Source organism: Rhodoplanes elegans (assembly GCF_016653355.1).
Classification (GTDB): domain Bacteria; phylum Pseudomonadota; class Alphaproteobacteria; order Rhizobiales; family Xanthobacteraceae; genus Rhodoplanes; species Rhodoplanes elegans.
Map to the genome: position 1 here is coordinate 1 of NZ_NHSK01000311.1, position 3,390 is coordinate 3,390.

General features: G+C 68.1%; 3 protein-coding genes. All 3 read left to right on the forward strand.

The window, feature by feature from the left end:
* Positions 1-1,074, forward strand: a 1,074-nt coding sequence (locus tag CCR97_RS30620; RefSeq protein ID WP_146618939.1) for a DUF3363 domain-containing protein, incomplete at its 5' end; no start/stop codon positions are given.
* A 28-nt stretch (positions 1,075-1,102) separates the two neighbouring features.
* Entirely contained in the window at positions 1,103-3,088 is a 1,986-nt protein-coding gene (locus tag CCR97_RS30625; RefSeq protein WP_111360089.1) for a conjugal transfer protein TraG, read from the forward strand.
* Between the two features lie 6 nt (positions 3,089-3,094).
* Positions 3,095-3,390, forward strand: a 296-nt coding sequence (locus CCR97_RS30630; RefSeq protein ID WP_111360090.1) for a CopG family transcriptional regulator, incomplete at its 3' end; no start/stop codon positions are given.

Below are 3,390 nucleotides of genomic sequence, written 5' to 3' on the forward strand. Positions count from 1 at the left end.
GGCCCGCGCACCGATCACGACATCCGCACCGCGCTGGAGCGACAGATCGAGGCCGAGCGCTGGACGAACCTCGATCGCCAGCTCGCGCGCGACGCCCATCGGACGGGCATCATCGATCTCGCGCCACACCCCGGTCGTCAGCCGGATGAATTCCACGCGCTGAAGGTCGGACGCCTGCGCAAGCTGGAGGCCCGAGGGCTCGCCGAGCAGATCGGGCCAAGTCAATGGGTCATCTCCGATAAAGCCGAAAAACGTCTGCGCGAGCTCGGCGAGCGCGGCGACATCATCAAGCGGATTCATCGCGGCCTCGCGGAGCGCGGCCTCGAACGCGGGCCTTCGAGCTACGTGCTGGCCGGCGAGAGCCTGGACGAGCCAATCGTCGGCCGCTTGCTGGCCCGCGGGCTCGACGACGAGTTGAAGGGCACCGCCTACGCCGTCGTCGACGGCATCGATGGCCGCACCCACCACATCAGGCTTCCCGATCTCAACGCGGCCGGGGATTCCGCCCCCGGCTCGATCGTCGAGCTGCGCCGGTTCGACGATGCGCAGGGCCGGCGGCGCGTCGCGCTCGCCGTCCGGTCGGACCTTCCGCTCGAGCAGCAGATCACGGCGAACGGCGCCACCTGGCTCGACCGCCAGGCCATCGCGCGCGAGCCGATCCCGCTCGGCGCCGGCGGTTTCGGCGCCGAGGTCCGCGCCGCGCTCGAGCGCCGCGCCGAGCATCTCATCGGCCAGGGGCTCGCCGAGCGGCAAAGCCGCGGCGTCAGCTTCAGCCGCAACCTGATCGAGACGCTGCGGCGTCGCGAGCTCGACGCATTGAATGAGCGCCTTACGGCCGACACCGGCCAAGCGGCCGTGAAGGCCAGCGCCGGGGAATACGTCGCCGGCACCTATCGCCGCCGCTTCGATCTCGCCTCTGGACGCCTCGCGATGCTCGACGATGGCCTCGGCTTCCAGCTCGTGCCCTGGTCGCCCTCGCTCGAACAGCATCTCGGCCGCCATGTGTCCGGCGTCGCACGCGGCGACGGCGGGATCGACTGGAGCTTCACCCGCAAGCGGGGGATCGGCCTGTGACGAGAGGATCGGACAAGGAGAGCGCGTGATGTCCGCGACCAAGATTCTCTGGGGTCAGATTCTGGTCGTCGCGCTGATCATCCTTGCGACAACCTGGGGCGCCACCGAGTGGACCGCATGGCGATTGGGCTTCCAGGCGCAGCTCGGCGCGCCCTGGTTCATCCTGTTCGGGTGGCCGGTCTACTATCCCCCGTCCTTCTATGCGTGGTGGTTCTTCTACGACGCCTATGCGCCGGCGATCTTCGTGGAGGGCGCCTATATCGCGGCGTCGGGCGGATTCATGGCGATCGCCGCCGCGATCGCCATGTCGGTATGGCGGGCCCGCGAGGCGAAGAACGTCGACACCTATGGCTCGGCGCGATGGGCCCGGCCCGATGAAGTGAAGGCCGCGGGCCTCCTCGGCCCCGACGGCGTCGTGCTCGGCAAGCTCGGCCGCGACTACCTCCGGCACGACGGACCCGAGCACGTCCTCTGCTTTGCCCCGACCCGAAGCGGCAAAGGCGTGGGCCTGGTCATTCCGTCCCTACTCACCTGGCCCGGCAGCGCCATCGTCCACGACATCAAGGGCGAGAACTGGCAGCTCACGTCCGGCTTCCGTGCGCAATACGGGCGCGTGCTGCTGTTCGATCCGACCAATGCGAGGTCGTCGGCCTACAACCCGCTGCTCGAAGTCCGGCGCGGCGAATGGGAAGTCCGCGACGTCCAGAACATCGCCGACATCCTGGTCGACCCGGAAGGCTCGCTGGAGAAGAGGAACCATTGGGAGAAGACCTCCCATGCGCTGCTGGTCGGCGCCATCCTCCACGTGCTCTACGCGGAGGAGGACAAGACGCTCGCCGGCGTCGCCTCCTTCCTCTCCGATCCGCGCCGCCCGATCGAATCGACGCTCGCCGCGATGATGAAGACTCCGCATCTCGGCGAGGCCGGACCGCACCCCGTCATCGCCAGCGCTGCGCGCGAGCTCCTCAACAAGTCGGACAACGAACGCAGCGGCGTTCTGAGCACCGCAATGTCCTTCCTCGGCCTCTACCGCGACCCCGTTGTCGCGGCCGTCACGCGCCGCTGCGATTGGCGGATCACCGACATCATCGGCGGTGCACGGCCGACGACGCTCTACCTCGTCGTGCCGCCGTCCGACATCGCCCGCACCAAGCCGCTGATCCGGCTGATCCTCAACCAGATCGGCCGACGCCTGACGGAAGATCTCCATGCCAAGGCCCGCCGTCACCGCCTGCTTCTCATGCTCGACGAGTTCCCCGCGCTCGGCCGCCTCGACTTCTTCGAAAGCGCGCTGGCCTTCATGGCTGGCTACGGGTTGAAGTCGTTCCTGATTGCGCAGAGCCTCAACCAGATCGAGAAGGCCTACGGACCCAACAATTCGATCCTGGACAATTGCCATGTGCGGGTGAGCTTCGCGACCAACGACGAGCGCACGGCTAAACGCGTGAGCGACGCGCTCGGCACTGCGACCGAGCTGCGCGCGATGCGCAACTATGCCGGACATCGCCTGAGCCCCTGGCTCGGACACCTGATGGTGTCGCGTTCGGAGACGGCCCGGCCGCTGCTCACGCCGGGCGAGATCATGCAGCTCCCGCCCACAGACGAGATCGTGATGGTCGCCGGCACACCGCCCATCCGCGCCAAGAAGGCACGGTACTTCGAGGATCGGAGATTACTGGCGCGCATCTTGCCACCGCCGGTGCTGAGCGCGGCGGAACACCAGCAGGCGAATGATTGGACCGGCACGCCCCTGCCGCCGCGACCTTTGCAGGAACCTGCGCCACCCGTGAGCGGCATGGATGACGAGGACCCGACGGGCTCCGAGAAGCGGCGCCAGCCGGAGCTCAGTCGCGTGGCCCCGGTCGAGAAGAAGCCACCGATCGACACCGAGTTCGAGATCGATCCCAACGATGACGAGCCTGACGATGCCGCACGGCTGAGCCGCATGAACCGTCTCGTGCAAGGCCTCGCGCGCCAGGTCTCCCTCGATCCCAACGACGGCATGGAGCTGTAGGCCGCCATGCCGAATCCGAACAAGAAGCAGCGGCTCTCCGTCTATCTCGAACCGAGCGTGACCAGGGCGCTGGCGGAATATGCCGCGCGGCGCGCCCAGTCTCGCTCGCTCGTCGCAGAGGCCGCCATCGCCTCATTCCTCTCACCCGACGCCGCCGAACGGCAGGAGGCAGCGCTCACCAGGCGCCTTGACCAGCTCGATCGCCGCATGGCGCGCCTCGAGCGCGACCTCGGCATCGCCGTCGAGACGCTCGCCGTCTTCGTCCGCTTCTGGCTGACCACCAACCCGCCGCTGCCAGAGCC